Annotated in this window: 24 protein-coding genes and 1 pseudogene; 13 read left to right on the top strand and 12 right to left on the bottom strand. The window is 67.9% G+C overall.

What is annotated here, in order from left to right:
- Positions 1-107: 107 nt before the first annotated feature.
- The 5 genes from VGC47_10185 to VGC47_10165 form a co-directional block, all read right to left on the bottom strand.
- Positions 108-1,445, bottom strand: coding sequence for a BMP family ABC transporter substrate-binding protein (locus VGC47_10185; protein HEX9855673.1), 1,338 nt, complete (start codon positions 1,443-1,445; stop codon positions 108-110).
- A 137-nt stretch (positions 1,446-1,582) separates the two neighbouring features.
- Complete coding sequence (locus VGC47_10180) at positions 1,583-2,380, bottom strand: hypothetical protein (protein HEX9855672.1); 798 nt, start codon at positions 2,378-2,380, stop codon at positions 1,583-1,585.
- Between the two features lie 31 nt (positions 2,381-2,411).
- Complete coding sequence (locus VGC47_10175) at positions 2,412-2,774, bottom strand: helix-turn-helix domain-containing protein (GenBank protein HEX9855671.1); 363 nt, start codon at positions 2,772-2,774, stop codon at positions 2,412-2,414.
- Positions 2,771-3,010 carry a thiamine-binding protein gene (locus VGC47_10170; GenBank protein ID HEX9855670.1) on the bottom strand — a complete coding sequence of 80 codons (240 nt, stop codon included), beginning with the start codon at positions 3,008-3,010 and terminating at the stop codon, positions 2,771-2,773. Before VGC47_10170 ends, VGC47_10175 begins: the two co-directional genes overlap by 4 nt.
- A 47-nt stretch (positions 3,011-3,057) precedes the next feature.
- Positions 3,058-3,426 (bottom strand): metallopeptidase family protein, encoded by a 369-nt coding sequence (locus VGC47_10165; protein HEX9855669.1) that lies wholly within the window; start codon positions 3,424-3,426, stop codon positions 3,058-3,060.
- Positions 3,427-3,545: 119 nt separating this feature from the next.
- Here VGC47_10165 and xdh point away from each other — a divergent pair, with 119 nt between their 5' ends.
- From xdh to VGC47_10100, 13 genes and pseudogenes are all read left to right on the top strand, one after another.
- Complete coding sequence (xdh, locus tag VGC47_10160) at positions 3,546-6,128, top strand: selenium-dependent xanthine dehydrogenase (protein HEX9855668.1); 2,583 nt, start codon at positions 3,546-3,548, stop codon at positions 6,126-6,128.
- The gene (locus tag VGC47_10155; protein ID HEX9855667.1) at positions 6,125-7,150 is read left to right on the top strand and encodes an amidohydrolase family protein; all 1,026 of its coding nucleotides are present in this window, start codon (positions 6,125-6,127) and stop codon (positions 7,148-7,150) included. Before xdh ends, VGC47_10155 begins: the two co-directional genes overlap by 4 nt.
- A 2-nt stretch (positions 7,151-7,152) precedes the next feature.
- The gene (locus tag VGC47_10150) at positions 7,153-8,958 is read left to right on the top strand and encodes a 4Fe-4S dicluster domain-containing protein (GenBank protein HEX9855666.1); all 1,806 of its coding nucleotides are present in this window, start codon (positions 7,153-7,155) and stop codon (positions 8,956-8,958) included.
- Positions 8,959-8,985: 27 nt separating this feature from the next.
- Positions 8,986-9,657, top strand: coding sequence for a GNAT family N-acetyltransferase (locus VGC47_10145; GenBank protein HEX9855665.1), 672 nt, complete (start codon positions 8,986-8,988; stop codon positions 9,655-9,657).
- Positions 9,654-10,454 (top strand): alpha/beta fold hydrolase, encoded by an 801-nt coding sequence (locus tag VGC47_10140; protein HEX9855664.1) that lies wholly within the window; start codon positions 9,654-9,656, stop codon positions 10,452-10,454. The genes VGC47_10145 and VGC47_10140 overlap by 4 nt, the downstream gene beginning before the upstream one ends.
- A gap of 124 nt (positions 10,455-10,578) precedes the next feature.
- Positions 10,579-10,782: a hypothetical protein gene (locus VGC47_10135; GenBank protein ID HEX9855663.1), complete on the top strand. Its 204-nt coding sequence runs from the start codon at positions 10,579-10,581 to the stop codon at positions 10,780-10,782.
- A 218-nt stretch (positions 10,783-11,000) separates the two neighbouring features.
- Positions 11,001-11,438, top strand: a complete 438-nt coding sequence (locus VGC47_10130; protein HEX9855662.1) for a hypothetical protein — start codon at positions 11,001-11,003, stop codon at positions 11,436-11,438.
- A gap of 430 nt (positions 11,439-11,868) precedes the next feature.
- A pseudogene (locus VGC47_10125) lies at positions 11,869-11,964 on the top strand (IS1 family transposase).
- Positions 11,965-12,171: 207 nt separating this feature from the next.
- A complete protein-coding gene (locus VGC47_10120; protein ID HEX9855661.1) occupies positions 12,172-12,420 on the top strand; it encodes a hypothetical protein in 249 nt (82 codons plus the stop codon).
- Positions 12,421-12,783: 363 nt separating this feature from the next.
- Positions 12,784-13,818 (top strand): ABC transporter permease, encoded by a 1,035-nt coding sequence (locus VGC47_10115; GenBank protein ID HEX9855660.1) that lies wholly within the window; start codon positions 12,784-12,786, stop codon positions 13,816-13,818.
- Complete coding sequence (locus tag VGC47_10110) at positions 13,815-14,630, top strand: ABC transporter ATP-binding protein (protein ID HEX9855659.1); 816 nt, start codon at positions 13,815-13,817, stop codon at positions 14,628-14,630. Before VGC47_10115 ends, VGC47_10110 begins: the two co-directional genes overlap by 4 nt.
- A complete protein-coding gene (locus VGC47_10105) occupies positions 14,627-15,484 on the top strand; it encodes an ABC transporter ATP-binding protein (protein ID HEX9855658.1) in 858 nt (285 codons plus the stop codon). Before VGC47_10110 ends, VGC47_10105 begins: the two co-directional genes overlap by 4 nt.
- A complete protein-coding gene (locus VGC47_10100) occupies positions 15,481-16,059 on the top strand; it encodes a TetR family transcriptional regulator (GenBank protein ID HEX9855657.1) in 579 nt (192 codons plus the stop codon). Before VGC47_10105 ends, VGC47_10100 begins: the two co-directional genes overlap by 4 nt.
- On the opposite strand, the gene VGC47_10095 is transcribed toward VGC47_10100, so the two are convergent.
- From VGC47_10095 to pyrB, 7 genes are all read right to left on the bottom strand, one after another.
- Entirely contained in the window at positions 16,044-17,336 is a 1,293-nt protein-coding gene (locus VGC47_10095) for a hemolysin family protein (protein ID HEX9855656.1), read from the bottom strand. The genes VGC47_10100 and VGC47_10095 overlap by 16 nt on opposite strands.
- Positions 17,337-17,505: 169 nt before the next feature.
- Positions 17,506-18,327: an LLM class flavin-dependent oxidoreductase gene (locus VGC47_10090; protein HEX9855655.1), complete on the bottom strand. Its 822-nt coding sequence runs from the start codon at positions 18,325-18,327 to the stop codon at positions 17,506-17,508.
- 48 nt (positions 18,328-18,375) lie between these two features.
- Complete coding sequence (locus VGC47_10085; protein ID HEX9855654.1) at positions 18,376-19,176, bottom strand: isocitrate lyase/phosphoenolpyruvate mutase family protein; 801 nt, start codon at positions 19,174-19,176, stop codon at positions 18,376-18,378.
- Positions 19,177-19,401: 225 nt separating this feature from the next.
- Positions 19,402-20,862, bottom strand: coding sequence for a pyridoxal-phosphate dependent enzyme (locus tag VGC47_10080; GenBank protein ID HEX9855653.1), 1,461 nt, complete (start codon positions 20,860-20,862; stop codon positions 19,402-19,404).
- Positions 20,863-21,269: 407 nt separating this feature from the next.
- Positions 21,270-22,505 carry a threonine synthase gene (gene thrC, locus VGC47_10075; protein ID HEX9855652.1) on the bottom strand — a complete coding sequence of 412 codons (1,236 nt, stop codon included), beginning with the start codon at positions 22,503-22,505 and terminating at the stop codon, positions 21,270-21,272.
- Positions 22,502-23,440, bottom strand: a complete 939-nt coding sequence (arcC, locus tag VGC47_10070; GenBank protein ID HEX9855651.1) for a carbamate kinase — start codon at positions 23,438-23,440, stop codon at positions 22,502-22,504. The genes thrC and arcC overlap by 4 nt, the downstream gene beginning before the upstream one ends.
- 3 nt (positions 23,441-23,443) lie before the next feature.
- Positions 23,444-24,397, bottom strand: coding sequence for an aspartate carbamoyltransferase (gene pyrB / locus VGC47_10065; GenBank protein HEX9855650.1), 954 nt, complete (start codon positions 24,395-24,397; stop codon positions 23,444-23,446).
- Between the last annotated feature and the right edge of the window lie 197 nt (positions 24,398-24,594).

The following is a 24,594-nucleotide window of genomic DNA, read 5'->3' as shown; positions in this document are numbered from 1 at the left end:
GGCGGTGGCGAGCGTAGCCAGGCGGGTCTCGCCCGTGCCATGACGCCAGCGCCGTGGGGGAGCCCGGTCGGCCTCCCCCGATGGTGGATCGCCCTGCGGTCAGATGGTCAGGAGCTCGCCCCCTCGATACCTTCGAGGAGCTGCTTCGTGTACCAGATCTGGACGTCGGTGGCCCGCGCCCCCTCCGCCACGTACTCGGTGCCGTCCTGGTAAGTGAGCGGTCCCTGCCAGAGGTCGATGACCCCGCTGCCGAGGCCATCGATGAAGTCTGCCAGGGTGCCGGCCGCGTCGTCCGACAGCGCCGGTCCGTCGAGCCAGCCGACCGCGCTCGAGTCGATGTCGTTGATGTCATCCCAGTCGGGCCCGACCCAGCTGAACTCGGCGGCGAAGTCGCCGTCGATCACCGACTGGACGACCTCGACGTACGCCGGTCCCCAGTTGAAATACGGGACGCCGAGACAGGCGCTCGGGGCCGTGTCGCATGCCAGCCCGTAGTCATACGGGACGGCCCACACCGACTCGCCGGAGTCGACTGCCTGGCCCGCCCTGACGAGGGCTTCTGTGGTGTCGATGCCCGAGATCACGACGTCGGCACCGTCCGCCAGGAACTCGTTCGTGACCTGGGTCGGGTCGAGGGTGAAGCCCGGGATGTTGAACCAGAACCCGATCCACTTCACCTGGAAGGCGAGGTCGACCGGGTCGTTGCCCCGGAAGAACTCCCAGCAGTACCTGGCGCCCAGGTACGCCGAGTTCACGAGCCGGCGGGTCTCATCGTTGATGAGTGGTCCGAGGTAGGCGATCGACCCGGTCTCGGTGGTGAGAGCAGCCGAGCACCCGGCGATCATCTTGCCGAACTCCATCTGTCCCATCACGTTGCCGAGATTGGACAGGTCGGCCCGGTAATCCTCCCCGTCGGTCCAGGCGTTGTCGCCGGACGACCAGATCATCGGGACGTCGGGGTTCGCCGCGGCCGCTTCGAGGATCCCGTCCTTCATGTCGTCTGACGTGGCGAAGATGAGCTGGGCTCCCTGCGACAGCATGTCGTCGACCACCGCCGGGATGCTCGTCTCCGGCCGGTCGGCCGTGTTGACCTTGTCGAGCACGATCATGTTCTCGGCGGGGAGGCCGAGTTGCTCCATCACGTAGAGCCCGGCCTCGTAGTGCGCCTGGCTCCACCCGGTGTCGTTCTGTGGGCCGACGAGGATCATGCCGATCTTGAAGTCCTCGGGGATGGTCGTCGTCGCCTCGCCCGTCGTTGTGGTTTCCTCGCCCGCGGTCGTCGTGGTCGCCTCGCCGGCGGTGGTCGTCGTCGTGTCGCCCGTTGTCGTGGTCGTGGCGGCGTCGCCGGCCGTGGTCGTCGCCTCGCCGTCTCCTCCGCACGCCGCACCGACGAGGGCGAGCACGGAGAGAGCCGCGATCCAGTTGCGCCAACGCTCGAGTCTCATGTCGTTGATTCCTCCATTTGACGAACCCTCGCCCGCATCTCGCTTCCAGCGTGCGAGGAAGCCTTCGCGCGGAGACCATACCGCGTCGCAAGCGGCCGCGAACTTCCCGCCAGACGACGATTTCGCGGTCCGAAGGCTCATTCCTCGGAGCCGATCGACCCGATGCTCGACTCGGTCGGCGGCCACGGACGGAGCAGCGGCGGGATGGCGTGCCCGTCGTAGAGCACCCGATCTCCGAGCGCCTCTCCCAACTCGACGACGACGGGATGCCAAGGATTGCTCTGACAGTCGGCGGAGCCCGCGACGGGCTCGACGAGGACGACGATCGTCACCCGGTCGGCGTCGGCCACGACGACCGGAACGACGTCGCGGCTCACAGGGGGCTGGCCGCTGGCGCAGTTACGCTCGTTGATCTCGATGGCCAGCTGGGTGGCATCCGGATGCGGGGCGATGGCGGCGTCGAGCACCCACGCGGCGTTCCCGAATCCCGGCGCCTCGACCTGGGTCGAGCACTGCCCCCAGCCGCGGGCGGTCCACGTCCCGTCGACGAGCTCGAACTCGGCGTATGCATACGTGGGGTCGATGGCGTCGTCGGTCGGCTTGCCGAACAGAACGAGTGAGTCTGCCGAGCGCGCCGCTGTGAACCATTCGTACAACAGGAAGAAGCTCGCCTCGCCGCCGACCTGGTCGGGGGTCGCCGCCAGCGCCGCGATGCCGTCATCGTCGAGCGGCTCTTCGGGAAGCCTGACTCCTTCGCCCAGGCTCACGGCGCCGCAGGTAGCCCGCAGAGCCGCTGGAGCGACCGTCGGCGGCACCGTCCCCGTGGTCTCCAGCAGGCTGCTCGTGGTGGCGGCGGTCGCATCGCAAGCGGTTGCCACGACGACCAGGAGCAGGAGGCCACGGAGGTGCATGCGGTTGTGACGGCGGGTTCTCAACCCCTGGTTCCTCCCCAGCGGCAGAGGCGGCTCACCGTCGCACGGTGTTCAGGTAGTTGTAGATCGTGATGCGGCTGACGCCCATGCGATCCGCCACGTCGTCGATCGAGCGGCGCAGCTCGAATGCGCCCCGCTCGTCGAGCAGGCGGACGGCCCGTTGCTTGCCGACGCGGTCGAGCCCGGACAGCCCGGCCCCGAGCTCCCTCTCGACTGTGCCGACGATTCGATCGAGCGCCCCCTGCATGTCGAAGCGGAATCCTCCGACGATCTCGCCGTCCCATCGCAGCTCGACGTCGCCCTCGGTCACCTCGTCGAGGGAGATGACTCTGCCGCCGACCGCCTCCGCGACGTCCTGCACCGCCTCGAGGAGCGGATGCGCGCCGTTGGCGCTCATGGCCGAGCCTCGAGGTTGACGGTCACCCGGGTCGCCCCGGCACCCGTGGCGGCGTCGATGACGCGGGCGATCGCACCGACGACTGCGTTCGAGTCGCCCGTGATGGCCGTGCCGAAGGGCCCCACGTCCGGTGAAAGGCCCTCAGCAACCACCGCTTCGATCGCCGCGGTGACGTGCGGCCCTTGGTGGCCTTCCTCGAAGGGCTCGATCGTGAACTCGGCGCGACACGTCGGCATGCGTCTCCCGGACTCGACGTTTCGTAAAGTACCTCAGGAGGGAGTGGTCAGTGGACGCCCATCTCGCGGAGGCGCGCCTCGGTCATCCCCATGGCGTGGCCGATCTCGTGCAACAGCACGGCGCGCACCCGGTCGGAGACGTCGGCGCGGCGGCGCACGGCCCGCAAGATCGGCCGGCGGTAAAGGACGATCGAGTCCGGCATCGATCCCGCCGCCCTGGCTCCACGACGAGTGAGGGGGACTCCGTGGTACATGCCGAGTAGCAGCCCGTGCTCGGGCCCCGCTCCGTCCGGCGGCTCGTCCTCGACCATGATCGCCACGTCGCGCATCGCCTCGCGGACCCAACCGGGCAACGTTTCGAATGCGTCGGCCACGACGCGATCGAACTCGTCCTGTGCGATCCATCCGGGATTCACCGCGCCATCGTATGCCGTCGGCGGAGCCGCTCCTCCGCTCTCTTTGACAAAATGTAAAATGAGCGGATCTCGGCGGGCGCCCGCCCGGTATCGTCTCGTACCTGGAGAAGGAGCACGTGATGACGCTGATCAGCGAGGACACGACGACCTTCATCATCAACGGGACCGAGGCCACGGTCTCCAATCGGCACCCCCACCTGCTCGCCGCCCTGCGCGAGGAGCTCGGTATCACCTCACCGAAGGACGGCTGCGCCCCGATGGGCCAGTGTGGTTGCTGCGCGGTCCTCGTGGACGGCAAGGCTCGTATCTCGTGCCAAACACAACTCGACAAGGTCGCCGGGTCCGAGGTCGTGACCCTCGAAGGCTTCGACGAGTCGGAACGGGAGCGCCTCGCAACAGCGTTCGCGGTGACCGGCGCCTTGCAATGCGGATTCTGCACACCGGGGATCCTCGTGAGGACGAAGGCGCTCCTCGACGACAAGGGCAGCGATCTCACCAGGGAGACGGCGGCCGGACGGCTCGGAGGGCACCTGTGCCGCTGCACCGGTTACACCAAGATCTTCGACGCCATCGAGATGCTCGCCAAGGGCCACATCCCCGCCCCCGAGCGGGCCTCCGGCATCGGCAAGTCGGGGGTGAAGTACGAGGCCCACGAACTGGCCCTCGGCGACCGCGACTACGTCGACGATATGCGGCCTGCCGGGATGTTGCACGCCGCCGTGCGGCTCGCCGACCACGCCAGGGCCGACGTCGTGCGCATCGACACCTCGGCGGCCGAGGCGATGCCCGGCGTCGTGCGGGTTCTCACGGCGGCCGATGTCCCCGGCGAGCTGAAGGTCGGGATCATCCACACGGATTGGCCGGTGTTCATCCCCGAGGGAGGGCGAACCTCGTACCTCGGGGACGTGCTTGCCCTCGTCGTGGCCGAGGACGTCGTCACGGCACGGCTCGCCGCCGGCGCCGTCTCCGTCGAGTACACGGTCCTCGCACCGTTCACGGACCCTGCGAAGGCGATCGCATCCGAGGAGGACGCCGTGTGGGGGCTTCGAGGCAACACGCTCTCCGTCTCGAGGTACCAAAGGGGAGACGTGGCGGCGGCTCTCGCCGGGTCGGCCCACACCGTTCACGAGGTTTTCGAGACCCCGCGCATCGAGCATGCCTTCCTCGAGCCGGAGTCGACCCTCGCCGTGCCTCGCCAGGATGGGACCTTGCTGGTGTACAGCGGCGGCCAGGGAGTTTGGGACGACCGTGACCAGATCGCATCTGTGCTCGGCGTCGAGCAGGAGAAGGTGGTCGTCGAGCTCGTCTCGAACGGAGGCGCCTTCGGCGGCAAGGAGGACATGTCCAACCAGGCGCAAACCGCGCTCGCCGCCTTCCTGATCGGCCGGCCGGTCAAGTGCACCCTCACCAGGGAGCAGTCGATGCTCCTCCACCCGAAGAGGCACCCGATCCGGGTCGAGATGTGGGCAGGCTGCGACGCCCGAGGCAGGCTGACCGCCCTCAAGGCGCGCATGCTCGGCGACTCCGGTCCGTACGCCTCGGTTGGAATGAAGGTGCTCGAGCGCGCCGCCGGCCATGCGAGCGGCCCGTACGCCTTCCCGAACATCGACGTCGAGTCGGTGGCAGCGCGCACGAACAACCCGGTGTGCGGCGCCTTTCGGGGCTTCGGCGCCAACCAAGCCCAGTTCGCCACCGAGGGGATCATCGACCGCCTCTCCGAGATGGTCGGCATCAGCGGGTGGGAGATGCGGTGGCGCAACGCGGTGGAGCCCGGGGCGGTGTGGGGACCGGGCCAGATCATGGACGAGGGGTCGATCGGTGCCAAGCAGTGCCTCGAGGCGGTTCGGGCCGTCTACGACCAGGCGAAGGCGGACGGCAAGGCCGTCGGGCTCGGGCTCGGGCTCAAGAACTCGGGGCTCGGCAACGGCTTCAAGGAGATCGCCAGAGCGGTCGTCCGCTTCGACGCCGACGGCGGTGTCGAGGTGCGGCACTGCTGGACCGAGATGGGCCAGGGGATCCACACCGTCGCTCAGCAGGTTGCAGCCGAGGAGTTGGGTGTCGATCCCGCCAAGGTCCGGGTGGTCGTCGACACGACCAGGGAGCTCGGCGCCGGTCAGACGACCGGCTCGCGGGGCACCCTCATGGGGGCGGGCGCAGTCGCCGACGCGTGCCGCCTCGCCAAGGAGAGCGGGATGGCGCCGGGCGTCGACTATCCGGGCGAGTACCGCGTCGACTGGACCAACAAGCTCGAGGACGCCGTCGAGCACCCGATCATCCACTCGACGTTCGGGTATGCCGCCCAGGTCGTCATCGCAGACAAAGCGACGGGGGCCATCGAGAAGGTGGTGGCGGCACACGACGTCGGCCGGGCGGTAAACCCGCTCTTGTGCTCCGGGCAGATCGAGGGCTCGGTTCACATGGGACTGGGGTACGCCCTCTCCGAGGAGTTCCCGGCCGACGAGCTGGGGCGTCCGACCAACATGACCTTGCGGTCGCTCGGGATCATCCGCCCGAAAGACATGCCGGACGTGGAGGTGATCCTCGTCGAAGCGCCACAGCCGAACGCCCCGTACGGGATCAAGGGCGTCGGTGAGATCGGGCTCGTGCCGACTGCGGGCGCCGTCGCCGCGGCGTTCCACGACGTCGACGGCGTGTGGCGGACGAAGCTGCCGATGCAGGTTCACCAGCCACTCGGCGTATGAGCGGGGCCAAGACCCCGGGGCTCGTCTGCGCCCATCACCACCTCTACTCGGCGCTCGCCAGGGGCATGCCGGCGCCACCAGTGACACCGACCTCCTTTCGCGGCATCCTCGAGCAGGTGTGGTGGCGCCTCGACGCGGCGCTCGACCTCGAGATGATCCGCTGGTCGGCGATGCTCGGGGCTCTCGAGGCGCTCGAGTCCGGGACGACCGCGATCGTCGACCACCACGAGTCGCCGAGCGCCATCGAGGGAAGCCTCGACGTCATCGCCGCCGCCTGTGCCGAGGTTGGCGTGCGCCTCGTCGCCGCCTACGGAGTCACCGACCGGCATGGAACGGACGGCGCCAAGCGGGGCCTCGAGGAGAACAGGCGCTTCCTCGATGCGGGCGGACGAGGCCTCGTCGGGGTGCACGCCGCCTTCACCTGCAGCGACGCCACCCTCGAAGACGCTGCGGCGCTCGCCTCCGACCACGGCGTCGGGGTCCACATCCACGTCGCCGAAGGCCCCGAGGACGCCGAAGCCGCAGAACGACTCGAGAAGCTCACCGGCGACGGCTGGCTGCTCGCCCATGGCGTCCACCTGCCCACCGACCACCGCCTGAAGGGCACCATCCTCCACAATCCGATGTCGAACCTGAACAATGCAGTCGGGTACGCCGAGCCCGCCCGCTTCACCAACCCGGTTGCGCTCGGAACGGACGGAATCGGCGGCAACGTCGTGGAGTCGTTCCGCCTGGCGTATGTGATGCACCGCTCGGCCGACGTGACGGCGACGCCCGAGACGGCGTGGGGCTGGCTGGAGGCCGGGTGGCAGCTCGTGCCGGAAGCTCGCGGCGACGTCGTCACCTGGTCGTACGAGCCGATGGACCCGTGGCATGTGGCATTCACGCCGGGCATCAGGCCCGTCGATGTCGTCGTCGACGGCGACACGGTCCTGTCGGAAGGCAGGTCCACGCGGGTAGATCCCACCGAGATCAGGGCCAGGGCCGCCGAGCAGGCCTCCCGGCTCCACGCGAGGCTGTGAAGGTGACGAGGCAGATACCACCGCTCACCCCGTTCCCCCTCGACGTGCTCCTCTCCCGCGTGGCTCACGAGTGGGAGAGCCGCCGCCGCATCTTCGATCTGCCGATCGCCAGGCTCTACGACGCCTCCGACGGCCCAGACCTCACGATGAGCTTCATGGGCCGCCCCGCCGCCACCCCGATCGGCCCGGCGGCCGGTCCCCACAGCCAGTTGGCGCAGAACGTCGTGCTGGCGTGGCTCGGCGGGGCGCGGCTCATCGAGCTGAAGACGGTCCAGGTGCTCGACGAGCTCGAGATCGGCCGGCCGTGCATAGACATGGAGACCGTCGGCTACAACATCGAGTGGAGCCAGGAGCTGAAGATCGACGAGTCGATCGAGGAGTACGTCAAGGCTTGGATGATGCTCGACATCCTGGCCGGCTGGGACGAGCTCACCCCACACATCGGGGACGATCCGGGGTCGCACGTGTTCGACATCTCGGTCGGATACGACCTCGCCGGCATCTCGTCGCCGACCGTCGCCCACTACTTGGAGTCGATGCTCGATGCCTCGGGTGTGATCGACCGGCTCAGGTCGCAGATACCGGCACCGTTCGAATCGTGGCGCGACCATCCATATCGAAGCCGGGTCTCGGACACGGTCACGCTGTCGACGTTCCACGGCTGTCCACCGGACGAGATCGAGGGGATCACCAAGCACCTCATGACGCGCCACGGCTTCGACGTCATCGTCAAGCTGAACCCGACCCTCCTCGGCTTCGACCCGGTGCGCCGCATCGTCAACGACGAGCTCGGGTACCACGACGTGCGGCTGCGCCAGGCCGACTTCGACAACGATCTGCAGCTCGGTCGGGGCATCGAGCTGATCGACGAGCTCGACGAGTTCGCGGCCGCCAACGGCAGGCACTTCGGGATCAAGCTCACGAACACGCTCGTCGTGGAGAACCACAGGTCGTTCATGCCGGACGAGACGATGTACCTGTCGGGCGCTCCACTCCACGTGGTGACGACGACATTGCTCGGTGAGCTCGACCGGGCCCTGCCGGGTCGGCTCAGGGTCGACGGCCAAGAGGGCAGCATCCAGGTCAGCTTCTCGGCAGGGATCACGAGGGAGAACTTCGCACAAGCTGCCGGGCTCGGCCTCGAACCCATCACGGTGTGCTCCGACCTGCTGAAGCCCGGGGGCTACGGAAGGCTCAAACCCATGCTCAAGGCGCTCGAGGCCGAGATGGAGGGCGCCGGCTGCGCGTCGCTGAGCGAGTGGCGGACGCATTCGACGGGGGCGGGGCGCGCCGCCGGACACGGCGGCGCCCTCGCCGCATACGTCGCCGCGCTCCACGATCCGTTGCTGAACGGGGACTACACGCGGGAAGGGACCGCCAAGCTGCCGCGCCGGGTCGACCACACGCTCGAGATGTGGGGGTGCGTCGCCTGCAACTTCTGCGTCACGGTGTGTCCCAACGATGCCTTCTTCCGCTTGCCCACCCCCGATGGCATGGGGATCGACGGCAGGCAGCAGTACTTCGTCCTCGTCGAGGCGTGCAACGAGTGCGGCAACTGCATGACGTTCTGTCCGGAAGACGGCGATCCGGCCCATGTCAAGCCGCGCATCTTCACCACCCCGGAGCGGTTCGCGCTCGAAGCGGACGAGCAGGCCTACCTCGTCGCGGCACGGGCGGACGGCGGGTACATGGTGCTCCCGAACGAGCACGGCGCGGGCGAGGACGGCGCCCGACTCGCCGCCATCCTCAACTCCGACGAGGGATTCCCCATCCCGCCGTCGCACCTCTCGACCGCCTCCGGCGGGTGACCGGCGGCGACGGCGTACCCTGCCGTCATGGACGTCGACTCGGAGTTCATCCGTGCTCGCACGGCGAGGGTGAGCCTCGGCGACGGCGGGACGATCGAGGTCAGGCCGATCGTCCCCGGCGACAAGGACGACATGCTTGCCGGGTTCGACCTGCTCTCGCCGGAGTCGCGGTATCTGCGGTTCTTCGCGACCAAGGAGCGCCTCACGGAGCGAGAGCTCCGCTATCTCACGGAGGTCGACTACCACGACCACTTCGCTTGGGTTGCCCACGACGTCGGCGATCCGGGGCATCAGGGTGTCGGCGTCGCCCGATACGTTCGCCTGCCGGGCGACCCGACGACCGCCGAGCCTGCTGCCGTCGTGATAGACGGGTACCAGGGCCGCGGGATCGGGGCCATCCTCGTTCGGCTGCTCGCCGAGTCGGCGGTGGCCAACGGGATCCGCAGCTTCCGAGCGTACGTCCTCTCCGACAACGTCGGGATCGTCGACAGGTTGTCAGACGCCGTCATCACGCCCGACAGCAACTCGGCGACGATCCGGGTGGACGTCCCGCTGCCGTTCGACGCCTCGGCGTTCGGCGACTCGAGTCTCAACGAGCTCCTCCGGGCAACGGCTGCCGGCGACGTCGAGATGCAGCGCGTCGGGATGACGGAGACGTGGGCCGAGGCGGTCTCGGAACGCCGCGAGCGCATGCCGTGACCGAGGTCGGTCCGACGAGCGTGGCGGCGGACGGCGGTACCGTCGCCGTCCAGGTCGAAGGCGCAGGGCCCCCCCTCGTGCTCCTCCATTCACTGCTCACGGACGGGGCCGCCTTCTCCGCTGTCGTACCGCAGCTGGCGCAGCACAGACGCGTCTTCCGGCTCGGCCTTCCAGGATTCGGAGGATCCACGGCGCTTCCCGGCGAGCCGACGATCACCGACTATGCGGACAGGGTGGCGACCGCCATCGACGCCCTCGATCTCGGGCGGAACACGGCGATACTCGGCAATGGCTTCGGCTCGTTCGTCGCCGCGATGACGGCTGCCCGCCACGGCGGTCGGCTCGAGAGCATGATCGCGTGCAACACGGGCCTTGCCTTTCCCGCCGACCGCAGGGGGGCGTTCACAGCCATGGCCCTTCGTGTCACCGAAGGAGGCATGGCAGCAGTCCTCGACGTGGCGGTCGAACGGATCTTCCCTCCGGGATATCTCGACGGGCGTCCTGCGCTCGCCGCCCGCTGCCGTGCGGTGCTCGCCGCGATGGACCCCGGTGCCTTCGCCGCAGCCTGCAAGGCGCTCGCCGCATTGGACCTGTCGGGCGATGTTGCCGGTGTCACCGTCCCGACGCTCGTGATCGCAGGCGAGCTCGATCAGACGACGCCGGCGTTCATGGCGACCGGCCTGGCAGCGGCCATCGCCGGCTCTCGCCTCGTTGTGATCCCCGAGTGCGGTCATTGCCCGCAGATCGAGCAGCCCGACGCCCTCGTCGGGACCCTCGTCCCTTTTCTGGCGGGCTGAGCCGACCTTCGGCACGCTTGGTAGTGGGTCAATTTGAATCCGCCGGTCTGTAGATCGGCGTGTCTCGATGCCGTACGATGGGCGTACGGCTAAGCGCTCAAGCAAACCCCGGGACCTCAACTCAATGGCCGCTGCGCTCGTCGAGCAGGCGACCGACCCGAACGACCAGGGCGACGACGCATACGAGGGGAAGAACCCGCATGCTGTCGAGCTGGGGCGGTTGGGCGGCAAGAAGGGCGGCAAGGCCCGAGCGGAGAAGTTGACGCCCGAGGAACGCTCCGAGATCGCACGGCGAGCGGCACGAGCCCGCTGGAAACGTTCACAGTAATTCTCGTTCGTTCCGCGGACTCCCCCAAGAACCCGACTCATCACAAACCCGGGTTTCCGGATTTGTCACTTTGTCAATCGTGTGTCTATGATTCCTGGATGTTGAACTCAGCAGAGATCGCCAGGTCGATACTGGAGAGCCGTAAGGCCATCATCCGTGCATGGCTCACCGGTCCGCAGGGTGACGAGCTTCTACGACTGGAACGGGCGTTCAGTGTCTTGACCGGCGAGTCCCCACCCTCCATTTCGGAGGTCGCAGCCGAATTGAGTGAGAAGGCTGCGATGGCGCCGTACCACATCCCGCCCGAGGTCGCTGACTTCGAGCTCTCGACGCGAGTGTCGGTCAAGGACGCCGTTCGCGACCTTGTCGGATCGAGTCCGCAGGTCTGGACGCTCGATGCGCTGGAGAGCGCACTTGAGTTTCGACCGGGAATCGGCGTCAAGAACCTTCGCGCCTCGATTCGATCTGCGCTACACCATCTCGCGAACGAGGGTGTGGTCGAGAACGTCGATCGTGGCGAATACCGCGTCGTGGCAGACATGATCGAAGTCACCGATTCCGTAGAAGCTGAGGTTTCCAAACCCGATGGAGAGCCCGTCAACCAGTCGGGTGTCGCCGGAGGGCTCGGAAAGGCGAGGTGGCAGGGGTCGGCTTGACCCCTGCCACACTCGTTCGGTAGGTAAAGCCACTAGGAGTGGTCCAGCTGTAAGATCCCACGGGCACCCCTCGGGGTGTGCGGTTCGAGTCCGCTGCCTACCGCGTCCGTCGTTTCTGATTCTCCCACACGCGGCGCGCGGCGTCAATCATGACTTGACTTTGCGTACTCGGTCAGGCATCAGGTCATGATGAACAGGTTGAGTACGGAACGAAGGGCGCAAGTCATCGGATGTCTCACGGAAGGCATGAGTATCCGTTCGACCGTCGCGTGACGGGTGCCGCGAAGAACACTGTGACGAAGCTCCGGGTCGACCTCGGCGAAGTTGCACGGCGCTCAGAGTGAGAGTGAGCAGCGCCGCTACTCGCCATCCCATGTGACCGGCATTCGAGGTTCGGGCGTTCATGGGCGACTCCGGCCCCGACCGGATCTCCACCATCTACGTCGAACGGCAGAACCTCACCATGAGGATGGGGATGCGCCGCTGCACCCGGTTGACGAACGGCATCTCGAAGAAGGTCGAGAACCTGGCGCACGCCCGCCGATCTGGCTGAGCACCCCTGGACGACGTGGAACATTGCACACTTGCTCGATTAGCGACTAGCAGCAACGACACAATCTGTCGCGGGGCATCCCTACACTCAACAGAGGCCACCGATGAGTGAGGAAGGTTCTCGCCGATGTCCACCGACCGATCTGCTGCGGTCACTTCCCCCGTCCCGAGTTCGCATAACATGCTCGACAATCTGACAGACGACGACTGGCAAGTCATCGTCGGTCAGATAACTGCCATCCGAGGGCGAGACGTCGTGTCTATCGAGGAAGTGCGAAGCCTCATCAACAACTGGATCGCCACGGCGGTACTCCGTGGGCACCCAGACTTCGTCGCGGATGTGGAGAAGAACGTGGCGGCGACGAAGTCTGGAGAGTTGTACCGTGGACTGGATCCGGACACGAGGGCGCGTCTCGAAGCGGGCCGGTGACAGCGGTCCAGGGACCGCACGAATGGCTCCGATTCTCTCTGGAAGAGATTATTGAGCCCTTCCTGGCTCGCCACCCTGAGCACCGCGGGGCCGTCGAGGCAGCGCTAGGCCACATCGCCCGTGACCCATATCAACTAGGCAACCTCACGGAGTACCTGGGAGGCGATGTTGACGGTCGGGCCTACGTCTATCCCGTGACGGAGTTTGTCCAAGTCGTATTCGGACTTCTACCCGAGGAAGGTCTACTCCGGGCCTGGTCAATCCTCGATTGGGCCGATCTTCAGAACCCGCCCCCTCACTCGTCAAGCTGAACCACTACCGCGGCTTGCAGCCCGGCTGGCCTACGATAGAATTCAACGACCGTTGAAATCGGGGGGCTGTGACATGTGGGCGATGGTGATGAAGGAGCTGCGCCAGGTGCGCAGGGATCGCCGCACGCTGGCGATGATGATCGTGATGCCGGTGATCCTGCTCGTCGTGTTCGGATACGCGGCGAGCTTCGATGTGGCGACAATCGACGTCGGCGTCACCGGACCCGGCGCCGATGCCGTGGCAGATCGACTGCCCGAGCCGTTTCACGTCGTCCCGGTCGAGCGTGCGCCTGTGGAGGCGCTCCGGCACGGTGAGGCCGACGTGGTGATCGACACGGCCGAAGACCCGCCGGTCGCCAGCGTCGACGGCGCCCATCTCTTCACGGCTCGTGCCGCCGTCCAGGTGCTCACCTCGGCCGGCCGGCAAGGCATCCCGATCGAGGTGGACGTGTTGTTCAACCCCGAGCTCGACACGTCCGCTGTGCTGGTCCCGGGCTTGGGCGGCCTGATCCTCATCTTCATCGGGTCGCTCGTGACGAGCCTCGGCGTGGTCCGAGAGCGTCAGAGCGGAACACTCGAGCAGCTCGCCGTCATGCCGTTCCGGCCCCGTGACGTGTTCCTGGGGAAGATCGCGCCGTACTTCCTCGTGGCATCGCTCGATCTGATCCTCGTGCTGGCCGTCGGCTCGTTCCTGTTCGACGTGCCCTTCACGGGCTCAGTGCTGCTACTGGCGCTCGGCGCCGTCCTGTTCCTGTTCGTCACACTCGGGGTAGGGGTTCTGATCTCGACAGTGTCCGAGAACCAGGGTCAGGCGATCCAGCTCGCCATCATGACGCTCCTCCCGCAGGTGCTGCTCAGTGGAATCATCTTCCCGCTCGACTCCATGGCCGCCGGCGTCAGGTGGATCGGCTACCTGCTCCCATTGACGTACTTCAACCAGATCGCCCGCGACGTGATGCTCAAGGCCGCCCCATTGGCGGCAGTCGCTCAGGCGATGGTCCTCCTCGGCGTGCTCGGTCTCGTCGTCTTCGTGCTGGCGATACTCCGCTTCCGGTCGGTACTCGTCCCAGCCGGGGAGGGTGGATGAGCTACGGGCTCGACTCGGTGACCATCGACACCGCATCCGGACCGACGATCGAAGATGTCGACCTCGACGTGGCACCGGCCGAGACCGTTGTGATCGTGGGCGCCGACGGGGCCGGGAAGACCACCTGCACCAGGGCCCTCGTGGGGCTTGCCCGCCCGACCGCCGGGCGGGTGAGGCGCCCCGACCGGCGCGGCATCGGATACCAGCCGGAAGCTGCGGGCACATGGGCGGACCTCACGGTTGCGGAGAACCTCGACTTCGTCGCGACAGCCCATCGCATGGGTCGCCAGGCCAGGGGGCGCATCGATTCGCTCGTCGAGGTGACGGGCCTGAGCGGGGCGACTGATCGCCTCGCCGGCCGCCTGTCGGGCGGGATGCGCCAGAAGCTGGCGGTGGCGATGGCGATGCTGCCTCGACCGGAGCTCGTCGTCCTCGACGAGCCGACGACCGGCCTCGACCCCCTGAGCCGGGCAGATGTCTGGCGCCTGCTCGCCAGGGCGGCAGCCGAAGGAGCGGCGGTGGCGGTGACGACGACATACCTCGACGAAGCCGAGCGTGCCGCACGAGTTGTGGTTCTCGACGAAGGGAAGGTGCTGGTTGCGGGCACTGCCGAGTCGATCCGGGCGTCATTCCCCGGTGCCATGTACACGACATCTTCCCGCCCCGAAGGCAGCGTCGCTTGGCGGCGAGGCAGGGTTTGGAGGGTGTGGGTCCGGCAGGGGGGAGCACCGGAAGGTGCGTCGGCCGGGACGGTCGACCTCGAGGACGTCGTCACCGCTGCTGCCTCGGCGCGCCGGGAAACCTCCTCGTGAGCGCGCCGCTCGCCGAGACGGCCGGCGTCACGAAGCGGTTCGCGGATGCCACGGTCGTCGATGGTGTCGATCTGTCGGTCCATCCCGGCGAGGTCGTAGGTCTGCTCGGAGCCAACGGCGCCGGCAAGACGACGCTGATCCGCATGTTGCTCGGCTTGCTGGCAGTGTCGGCGGGCTCGGTGCGCCTGTTCGGCGGGCCGCCGACCCGACAAGGGCGCCGCATGCTCGGCTATGTCCCTCAAGGTCTCGGCCTCTACGGCGACCTCACCGTGGCCGAGAACCTGCGGTTCACGTCAGCGGCGTTCGGCGTCGATCCCCCGGCGCTGGCGACCGACCTGGCGCTGGTGAGCGACACTCTGGTCGACGAGCTGTCGCTCGGCCTTCAGAGGCGTGTCGCGTTCGCAGCGGCCCTTTCGCACCTCCCCCGGTTGCTCGTGCTCGACGAGCCGACGTCCGGCGTCGGCCCGCTCGCCCGGGCCGACCTCTGGGAGACGATCCATTCCGTGGCCGAGGAGGGCGCCGCGGTTCTCGTCACCACGCACCACATGGACGAGGCGGAGCAATGCGATCGGCTCGTCATGCTCGCCGCAGGGAGATCTGTGGCGACGGGCTCGGTGGACGACATCACGTCCGGGGTGAGGAGCGTCGAGATCGACACGGACGACGTGCCTGCCGTCCTCGGCATCCTCGAGCATCGCCGGTTACCGGTGCTCCCGGCCGGCCGGCGGCTCCGCGTACCCGGTGCCACGCTCGAGGAGGTCGCCGACCTGCTGGCCTCATCGGGCCTGGGCGGCTCCGTCGTCGACTCCCCGGCAACGCTCGAAGAGGCCTTCGTCGCCATCATCGCGACATGAGCCGGACGGGTCGCCGGCCCGGCGACTCCGGGGCGCGCCGGGCGATCCTCACCGCTGCTCGCTCTGCCTTCGCAGCCAACGGTTTCCACGCCGCCACGATCCGCGCCATCGCCTCTGATGCGGGTGTCGACCCCGCGCTCGTGCACCACTACTTCGGGTCGAAGGAGGACTTGTTCGCCGAGTCCATCGCTCTGCCGTTCAGGCCGGCGGATGCGGCAGGGATCATCATGCAGCACGGGCTCGAGCGGGCAGGCGAGGGGGCCGTCCGGCTGTTCATGTCCGCATGGGAGAGCCAGCCAACTCGCGACGCCTTGCTGGCGCTCCTCAGGGGGGCGCTCACCACCGAGCACGGAGCGGACGCGTTGCGGGAGTTCGTCGGCACGGCACTGCTCGTCCGCATCGCCGCCGCCATGGACATCGAGGACGCCGAGGTGCGGGTGGCGCTGGCGGCGGCCCACCTCGTCGGGGTGGCGGTGCTGCGGTACGTGGTCGGCATCGAGCCGCTCCGAGCCGCAACGGTCGAAGAGCTCGTCGTGCTCGTCGGTCCCCGCCTCCAGAGCTACTTCGACGGCTGACTGGGCTCCGCCGTCGAAGGCCGGGCCGGAGTGAGCTTCACCGATCGGATGGCGTTTCTCCTCACGATGAGCACTGTCAGCTCCCATCCGGGGATGCGGACGGTTTCCCCAGCATCGACCGGTATCGCACCGAGCAGATCGACGACGAGTCCGGCCACGGTCGTGTATTCGCCTTCCGGCGCTTCGACGCCGAGATCGACGAGGTCGTGGATCGGGAATCGCCCCGGAACCACGATCGAGCCGTCCTCCGCCTTCGTGGCGGAGACGATGTCGCGGTCCGTCTCGTCGTAGATCTCACCGACCACCTCCTCGACGAGGTCCTCGACGGTGACGATGCCGTCGATGCCGCCGTGCTCGTCGACGACTAGCGCCATTTGCTGCCTGGTGGCCTGCAGTCTGCGGAGCGCCTCGAGGGCGGGGAGGGTCTCGGGGAACATGGGCGCTTCGACGGCGACGTCTGTGACACGCGGCCGCTCGGCGGCGATCACGAGATCGCGCACGTGAACGACGCCGACGGCCAGGTCGAGGGCACGGCCCGGAGCGACGGGCGCCCGCGAGTGGCGCGAGGCGACCAGGTCGTCGAGCGCACTGCTGCACGACGAGTCTGCGTCGAGGACGAAGACCTCCGGCCGAGGCACGCTCACCTCGCGCAGGATTCGCTCCGCCACTTCGAGCGCCCCGACGATGACGTCTTGGTGATCGGCGGCGAGGTCGTGCTCGAAGAGGATCGAGTCCTTCAGCTCCTCGAGATCGATGGCACGCCTCTCAGGGTCGGGGTCTCCGCCCGCCAGCCTGACGATCAGGTCCGATGACGCGCCGAGCAGCCAAACCACGGGCCGGAACGCGGCAGCCAGGTAGTGCAGCGGGAGCGCGACCGCAATGGCCCACTGCTCGCTCCGCTGCAGCGCGATCCGCTTGGGGGCGATCTCGCCGAACACGAGCGTGAACAGCACGAGCACGAGAGTGACGACGATGATCGCCACGGGCCGGGCCCACGTCCCGAAGATCGTCAGATTGCGTTCCAAGGGCTCGGCGATCGTCACCGCCGCCGCCGCCGAGGCGAGGAATCCCGCAAGCGTGATGCCGATCTGGACGGTGGAGAAGAAGCGACTCGGGTTCCTGGCGAGACGGGCAAGGACCTGGCCGGTCCTGCCCCGCTCCTCGAGCCGTCGGATCTGCGGCTCCCGCAGCGAGATCAATGCGATCTCACTGCCTGCCAGGGCGCCGTTCAGCGCCACCAGCACCACCACCATCCCGATCCGCAGCCACAGGTCCACGGGTCAGCCGCCGCGTCGCGATCGATCGTGCGCCGCCGGTCGGACCGTCGGTCGCGTCACGCCGCCGCGCCCCGCACGGCCCGATGCTCGGTCGTGTGGCTGCCGCTGGGTATGACGAGTCGGCGCGATGGCTCTACAACGATAGGTCGGTTCGAATCCCGATTCTCGCTCACGACACTCCGGGACCCTCGGCGACGGTCGCCATCAGGTCGTCCGTCGTCCCATCGGGATCGGGGCTCGCCAGGTACCACGTGGCCCCGGCCTCGCCGTAGGAGTCCGCCAACGCTCTGCCGGCCTCGAACGATCCGCCTACGACGATCTCGAAGCCCGACACGTCGCCTCGGTCGGCTCGCATCATCGTCGTGAGCGCAGCCACCTCGTCCGGCGTCCAGTCCGACAAGTCCATCTTCACCGGGAAGGCACCATCGAAGCGGGCTGCTCGGCGCAGCGGCCTGCGGTTCGGCCACTCGGCGGCGACCCATATCGGGATCCTCGGCTGCTGCATCGGCTTCGGGGCGAACCTCGTCTCGGCGACGGTGTAGTGGTCGCCGGTATGGCTGAACGCCGACCCGCTCCACATCCCGTCGAGGATCGAGAGGCCCTCGTCGAGCATGTCGGCTCGCACCCGGTCCCCGGTCGGCTCTCCGAAGGTTGCGAACTCGGTCTCCGGTGGGTAGCCGATGCCGACGCCCAGGATGAGCCGGCCGCCGCTCAGGTGGTCGAGTGTGGCCGCTTGGCGCGCAACGACCCACGGGCGTCTCCTCGGGAGCGGCGTGACCATGGGCCCCAGGAGGATGCGCTCCGTCGCCTGGGCGATCGCAGAGAGCTGCACCCAGGGATCGCCGACGGCGACGCCGTCGCCGATCACGATGTGGTCCCAAACGAAGAACCCGTCCCAGCCGGCGGGCTCGGCCCGTACCGCCAGGTCGACGAGTACGCCGGGGTTCGCCAGGTCGCCGAAGTTGGGCACTGAGATACCGAATCGGACCATGCGTTTCCGAGGCTACCGACGCCTGCCGGCTACCGTCGCCGGCTGCGATCAGGCTCCGAGCCACTCCTTGATCTCCGAGTACTGGGGGCTGTCGGCGAAGGCGCCGAACGTGCCCTCGGCGAGGATCTCCATCGCAGCGCGCTGCAGCCCACCGACCGCGGCCCACGTCAGGCCCCCGCCGACGCTGATCCGACGGGCGCCTGCTTCGGCGATCGCGGCGACCGTGAGCCCCGAGTGCGCCAAGACGTTGACCGGCTTCGACACGGCGTGGCACACCGTGCGCACCTCGTCGGCGTCACGGAGACCCGGCGCGTACAGCACGTCGGCACCCGCCTCCTCGTACGCCTGGAGCCTGGCGATCGTGTCGACGAGGTCCGGCTTGCCACGGATGAGATTCTCCGCCCTCGCTGTCAGGGTGAACCGGAAGGAGAGGCTATGGGCGGCGTTGACTGCGGCTCTGACGCGCTCGACGGCGAGATCGAGGCCGTAGATGCCCCGCTCGTGGTCGTAGTCCTCGATTGATCCGCCTACGGCTCCGGCATCGGCGGCTCGCAGCACGGCGACGGCCGTGTGATGCGGTTCCGCGCCGTGGCCGTTCTCGAGATCGACCGACAGGGGAACCGATGTCGCCTCGGTGAGCCGGCGGACGTGGTCGAGGACGTCGTCGAGGCCGACGCCCCCGTCCACTGCGCCCATGGCATATGCCATGCCGGAGCTCGTCGTCGCAAGTGCCTGGAAGCCGAAGGACTCGAGGAGCTTGGCGGACCCGACGTCCCACGGGTTGGGTATGACGAAGGTCCCGGACTGGTGGAGCTCCCTGAACCGGGCCGACTTCTGCTGCTGTGTCACCACAGCCACAACGGTAGACAGCACGATGGTCCGGGTCCGACGGTGCCCGGCGCTCCGGGGGCACCCCCGACGAAACCGGAGCGTGCAGGGCGCACGCTCCGGTCGGCCTCCGGCACGCTCGCTCCCGCGTCGATGCGACTCAGGAGACTCCGCGTCGGGGTTCACACGTGTTGATCACGGATGAGGGGCCGGGATCGGTTCCGGCGAGTGGGAGTCGGATGGCCCTCACAGGGCCGCCGCGATGCCGTTGAACTCGTCGATGAGGCGGTCGATCGGCTCGGCGAGTGCCTGGATCGATGTCCAGTAGTCGGGGTCGTACCACTGTGCCTGGATCTCGGCGTATGTCTTGTCCTGCTGCTCGACCCAGGTGTAGTACTTGAGGTTGTGGATCCGTTTGCGGTCCCAGTAGCTCAGCTCGTGGACGTGGTCGATCGCCGTGCCGAGCAGGTGGCGGTGATACGCAGCAGCCGCGTCGAGCTGGGTGAACTCACCTCGCTCGTCTGTGAGCTCGTGGAGCCGGGAGCCGTACATCTCCATCGAATCTGTCCCGATCGTGACGACCACGTCGCGCTCGGTCAGCTCGAAGTACTTGGCGAACTTGGCGGCCGCCAGCATGTTGGCGACACCCGAGATGCCGAGCAGCGGGAGCTGGTCGATGACGTCCGGCTTGACCCCCTGGTCGACGAGGTACGCCTGCCCGGCCGGCTCGTTGAAGAGGCGGAGGGTCGTGATGGCCGCCTCGTCGTCGAGCCCGATCGCCAGGTCGGTGTCCCTGACGTTGTGAATCCACGGGATGTGCTTGTCGCCGATGCCTTCGATGCGGTGCGCCCCGAAGCCGTTGTAGAGCATCGTCGGGCATTGGATCGCCTCGCCCGCTGCGACCATCGAGGTCGGGTACACCACCTTGAGGTGATCCCCGGCGGCGATCGTCCCGGCCGACCCGGTCGTCACCGTGAATCCCCGATAGGCGTCGCCGGGCCTCATGGCCGATTCGAGCACCTCGACGATCGCCGGTCCCGTGACCGTGTAGTGCCACAAATAGTTCCCGAACTCGTCGAACTGGTTGAAGATGACGAGATCCTCGCCCGACGCCCGCAGCTCGTTGCACTTGTCGAAGATCTCCTTGACGTTCGACTCGGAGCCGGGCGTCTTGATGATCTCGCCTGCGACGCCCTCGAGCCACGCGAAGCGCTCCCGGCTCATCCCCTCAGGGAGGATGGCGATCGACTCGCAACCGAGGAGGTGGGAGTCGTAGGCGCCGCCGCGGCAGTAGTTGCCCGTCGACGGCCAGACCGCCTTCTGGGTGCCCGGGTCGAACTGCCCGGTCACCAGCCGGGGAACGAGGCACCCGAAGGCTGCTCCCACCTTGTGGGCGCCGGTTGGGAACCACTTGCCGATGAGCTGGATGATGCGGGCCGGGACTCCGGTCAGCTCGGGCGGAAGCTCGACGAAATTGACGGGACCGAAGCCACCGCCGTGCGCCACGGGCTCGTTATGCCACGTGATCCGGAAGAGGTTGAGTGGGTCGAGGTCCCAGAGGCCCACTCCACCCAGTGCGGCCCGTACGTCGGTAGGCACGAGCGACGGGTCCCGCATCTCGGCGAACGTCGGGATGCGGATCGACCGCCCTCTCGCCGTGGCTGCCGCGGCGCGGCGTCCCGCCTCGTTGATGGTGAGGTCGATCACGTTTCCTCCTGCTCAGCTGCGTCATCGGCAGAAGGAGCGTACGCGGCTTCCCGGACCGGGGCGGCCTCTCACTCTGTGAGTGCGAGCGTCCGCTGCCCTCAGCCGTGTGGGCGTTGACTTCGGTAGGGACTCGATCGTTCGCGTGACGGGAGGTCGCCGAGCGTGCGTTTGACGCTATCTCCCGGCTTGCGGGAGATAGCGTCAAGGCTTGCGGGAGATAGCGTCAAGGCTTGCGGGAGATAGCGTCAAGGCTTGCGGGAGACGCTATCTCAAGGCTTGCGGGAGACGCTATCTCCCGGCTTGCGGGAGACGCTATCTCCCGCTTTGCGGGAGATCGGCGAGCGGGCGTAGCCCCGAGCCGAGAGGGTGGCCTGCTGCTGGCCGGCGACGCCTCGCCGCAAGCGTCCTCACGGCTCCAACGCCCTGGCCAGCTCGTCGATGTCTGGAGCGACGTGGATCGGCGTCTCGGCTGCGGTGGCCCTCCGCGCCGACGCGACGTCCTTGAGGCCGCTGCCGGTGGCGATGACGACGGCCTCGTCGTCGCCGCCGATGTGTCCCAGCCGCTTGGCGGCCAGCAGCCCGGCGTACGCGGCCGCCCCCGCAGGCTCGGCGAAGACGCCGCTGCCGCGCGCCAACAGAGGGATGGCGGCCAGGATCTCCTCGTCCGTGACCCGCAGGTAGGCGCCGCCCGTCTCCGTGACCGCGGCCAACGCCTTGACGCGGTCCCTCGGCAGGTCGGCGCTGATCGAGTCGGCGATCGTCGACGCTTCGATCGGCGGCTTCGACGTCACGTTCTCGCCGGACTCGTATGCCTGAGCCATGTAGTCGCTGCCCTCCGCCTGGACGCCGATGAGTCGCGGCATCCGCTCGATCCAGCCGAGCGCCAGGGCGTCCTTCACACCCTTGTGGACGCCGCCGATGATGGAGCCGTCGCCGACGCTCACCAGGATCACGTCCGGGGCCGACCACTCGAGCTGCTCGAGGATCTCGAGGGCGACCGTCTTCTTGCCTTCGGTCATGTACGGGTTGATGCCGGTGTTGCGGTCGTACCAGCCGTAACGCGCCACGGCTGCGGAACACAGATCGAACGCCGCCGCGTAATTCCCCCTCACGAGCACGAGGCGGGACCCGTACGCCAGCAGCTGGGCGATCTTCGCCTCAGGGGCGGCATCGGGGACGAAGATCACGTTCTCCTGTCCGACGCTGGCGCTGATTCCCGCCAGCGCGGCGGCGGCGTTGCCGGTGCTCGCCGTGGTCACGACCTTTGCACCCGCTTCCCTCGCCTTGACGACGGCCAGCGCCGAAGCCCTGTCCTTGAGTGATCCTGTCGGCTGCCTGGTCTCGTCCTTGATCCACATCGCCCCGACGCCGCTGTCGATGGCGAGGCGCGGCGCCGCGTAGAGCGGCGTGCCGCCGACGGTGAGGGGCGGGAGGTGGGCGTCGTCCTCGATCGGCAGCAGCGCCCGATAGCGCCACATCGTCGGGTTGCGGTCGGCGCTGAGCGTGTCGGGCGACATGACCCTGCCGACGGTTTCGTAGTCGTAGCGGACGTCGAGTGTCCCTCCGTCGTCCTGGCAGGTGAGGGCGCCGGCCACGACCGGTTTGGCGCACGTCGTGCACACGAGGTCGGTGACGTGGCTCACGGCACGATCCAGGTGCCTGTCTCTCCCTTCACAGCCTCTTCGAGGTGTGCCGGGTCCGTGATGACCACCTGCTTGCCTCCATCGTCGAGGTACGAGATGGCCGCCTCGATCTTGGGCGCCATCGAGCCCTCGGCGAAGTGTCTCCCCTCGGCCAGCCGGCGCCGAGCCTCGTCGGCTCGCATCACGTCGATGTCCCGCTGTTCCGGCGTGCCGAAGTCGAGTGCCACCTTCTCGACCGCCGTCGAGATGAGGAGCAGGTCGGAGTGGATGTCGCGGGCGAGCAACGCCGCCGCCCGGTCCTTGTCGATGACCGCTGCCACGCCGCGCAGATCGCCGTTGGCGTCCCTGATGACGGGGATGCCGCCGCCGCCGACGGCGATGACGACGGCCCCGGAGTCGATCAGAGCGGTGATCGTCTCCTGCTCGACGATGCGCAGCGGCTGCGGGGAGGCGACGACACGACGCCAGCCACGCCCGGCGTCCTCGCGCACCTGCCAGCCCTGGGCGAGTCGCTGCCTCGCCTGCTCCTCGTCCATGAACGACCCGATCGGCTTGGACGGATCCTGGAAGGCGGGGTCGTCGGCGGCCACCTCGACCTGGGTGACGATCGTGACGACGCGCCGCCTCACGTCCATGTGCCGCAAGTCGTTCTGGAGGTTCTGCTGGATGGCGAACCCGATGGCGCCCTGCGTGTCCGCCACGCAGGCCTCGAGCGGAACCTCGTGCAGCTCGTGGGCTGCCAGCTCGCTGCGACGGAGGATGAAGCCGACCTGTGGTCCGTTGCCGTGGACGATGACGACATCCCATCCTCCCTCGATGAGGCCGGCGATGTGCTGGGTCGTCTCTCCCGCCGCCCGGTATTGGTCGGCGACCGTCTGGTGGGCCGCATCGAGGATCAGCGAGTTGCCGCCGATGGCGACGACGGCCGTCGGCATGAGCTACTCCATGGCCCCGAGGACGAGGGAGAGCAAGCCCATGCGCATGACGACGCCGTAGTAGGCCTCCTGCCAGTAGCGAGCATGCCTGGTGGCGTCCACGTCCGGGGGGAGCTCGTCCATCCGCGGAAGGGAGTGGAGGATGATGGCATCACGCCTCGCCTGGTCGGCGAGAAGCCGGCGGGTGACCCGATAGTTGTCGGGGGTTGTGCCGTACTGCTCCTCTTTGCCGACCCTGCCCTGGGTGTAGTCGGCCTGGACCACCGGCTCCATGTAGATCACGTCGGCGTCGGCGATCGCATCCTTGACGTGGTCCGCCTCCCGGAAATCGAGGTTCCTCTCTCGCAGCTCTGCCTTGAACTCGTCGGTGATCGCCATCTCTTCCGGCGATATGAAGATCGCCTGGCAGTCGAACTGGGTGAGGGCGTAGCCGATCGAGTGCATCGTGCGCATCCGTCCGTCGCCGATGCACAGGAACGTGAGCCCGTCGATGTGTCCCCGTTCGCGCCGCACGGTGTAGAGGTCGGTGAGGACCTGGGTGGGGTGCTCGCCCCAGCCGTCGCCTGCGTTGATGACCGGGATCGACGCCCATTTGGCCGCCTCGTGGGGCGCCCCCTGTTGGAAGTGGCGCATGACGATGACGTCGCCGTAGTACTCGAGCATGTGAACGGTGTCCTTGATCGACTCCTGGTAGAAGTCGCCGGCCCGCGTCATCTTGGCGTCGGAGAAGCCGAGCACGTGGCCGCCGAGGCGGTGCATGGCTGCCTCGTGAGCCAGACGGGTGCGCGTCGACGGCTGGTAGAACGCCGTGACCAGGGTCTTCCCTGACAGCAGGTCGACGTTGATGCGTTCCTTGGCGATCGGTTCCAGCTCGTCGCACACCTCGAAGATGTGGTCGAACTCAGCCCGTTCCATGTCCTTCAGGGAGAGGACGTCCCGACCGGCGAAGCTGCGCATGCTCTTCTCCTGCAAGCAGAGTGGGTTGCCGGCGCCTCTCGAGGTCGATCCGCATGGCCCGGCCGTCCGATCAACTATCGGAGCCGGTTTACGTTTTGTCAATCATCGTCCTCACTCTGTTCCTGCGTACCCCCGTCGCATCGCTGCGACGGGGGTACGCCCGAACGGTGAGCGGTGGCCCCAATCCGGTTCCTGCG

The organism is Acidimicrobiia bacterium (assembly GCA_036396535.1).
Lineage (GTDB): Bacteria > Actinomycetota > Acidimicrobiia > Spongiisociales > UBA5794 > DASWKR01.
This window is presented reverse-complemented; position numbering and strand designations above follow the sequence as displayed.

Coding starts and splice junctions, on each gene's coding strand:
- VGC47_10120 (HEX9855661.1), top strand. CDS start 12,172: ATGCTCGACAATCTGACAGACGACGACTGGCAAGTCATCGTCGGTCAG.
- VGC47_10090 (HEX9855655.1), bottom strand. CDS start 18,327: ATGGTCCGATTCGGTATCTCAGTGCCCAACTTCGGCGACCTGGCGAAC.
- xdh (HEX9855668.1), top strand. CDS start 3,546: ATGACGCTGATCAGCGAGGACACGACGACCTTCATCATCAACGGGACC.
- VGC47_10145 (HEX9855665.1), top strand. CDS start 8,986: ATGGACGTCGACTCGGAGTTCATCCGTGCTCGCACGGCGAGGGTGAGC.
- arcC (HEX9855651.1), bottom strand. CDS start 23,440: ATGCCGACGGCCGTCGTCGCCATCGGCGGCAACTCGCTGATCCTCGAT.
- VGC47_10135 (HEX9855663.1), top strand. CDS start 10,579: ATGGCCGCTGCGCTCGTCGAGCAGGCGACCGACCCGAACGACCAGGGC.
- pyrB (HEX9855650.1), bottom strand. CDS start 24,397: ATGCGCAGCTTCGCCGGTCGGGACGTCCTCTCCCTGAAGGACATGGAA.
- VGC47_10110 (HEX9855659.1), top strand. CDS start 13,815: ATGAGCTACGGGCTCGACTCGGTGACCATCGACACCGCATCCGGACCG.
- VGC47_10155 (HEX9855667.1), top strand. CDS start 6,125: ATGAGCGGGGCCAAGACCCCGGGGCTCGTCTGCGCCCATCACCACCTC.
- VGC47_10185 (HEX9855673.1), bottom strand. CDS start 1,445: ATGAGACTCGAGCGTTGGCGCAACTGGATCGCGGCTCTCTCCGTGCTC.
- VGC47_10175 (HEX9855671.1), bottom strand. CDS start 2,774: ATGAGCGCCAACGGCGCGCATCCGCTCCTCGAGGCGGTGCAGGACGTC.
- VGC47_10170 (HEX9855670.1), bottom strand. CDS start 3,010: ATGCCGACGTGTCGCGCCGAGTTCACGATCGAGCCCTTCGAGGAAGGC.
- VGC47_10100 (HEX9855657.1), top strand. CDS start 15,481: ATGAGCCGGACGGGTCGCCGGCCCGGCGACTCCGGGGCGCGCCGGGCG.